This window comes from Bilifractor sp. LCP21S3_A7 (assembly GCF_052118825.1).
GTDB lineage: Bacteria > Bacillota > Clostridia > Lachnospirales > Lachnospiraceae > Bilifractor.
The window spans coordinates 1-635 of the sequence record NZ_JBQKGL010000030.1 but is presented as its reverse complement, the minus strand read 5'-3'; the positions used below and the strand labels follow the sequence as shown (position 1 = coordinate 635).

At 57.5% G+C, this 635-nt stretch carries 1 protein-coding gene; it reads left to right on the top strand.

The annotated features are described in order from the left end of the window. On the top strand, positions 1 to 635 hold a 635-nt coding region (locus ACTQ1O_RS14035), incomplete at both ends, for an Hsp70 family protein (RefSeq protein ID WP_441487790.1).

Here is a 635-nt window from a genome sequence, read left to right as displayed (position 1 = left end):
GATCTCGGCGGCGGCACCTTCGATGTGTCCATCATCGAGATCGGCGACGGAGTCATCGAGGTACTGGCTACCGCCGGCAATAACCATCTGGGCGGCGACGACTTTGATAAGAGAGTTGCCGATTATATCGTAAGTGAATTCAAGAAGCAGGAAGGCATCGACCTCTCCGGCGACAAGATGGCGATGCAGAGAATCCGTGAGGCGGCAGAGAAGGCAAAGATCGAGCTTTCCAGCGCGACCACCACGAACATCAACCTTCCGTTCATCACCGCTACGGCGGACGGCGCAAAGCATCTGGATCTCAACCTGACAAAGGCAAAATTCGATGAGCTGACCGCAGATCTTGTGGAAGCGACCGCGGAGCCGGTAAGAACCGCTCTGAACGACGCGGGACTTACCGCATCTGACCTTACGAAGGTCCTTCTGGTCGGCGGTTCCACACGTATCCCGGCGGTACAGGACAAGGTAAGACAGCTGACCGGACATGAGCCGAGCAAGAACCTGAACCCGGATGAGTGCGTGGCAATCGGCGCATCGATTCAGGGAGGCAAGCTGGCCGGAGATGCTGGAGCCGGAGACGTGCTTCTGCTCGATGTCACACCGCTGACCCTTTCCATCGAGACCATGGGAGGAAT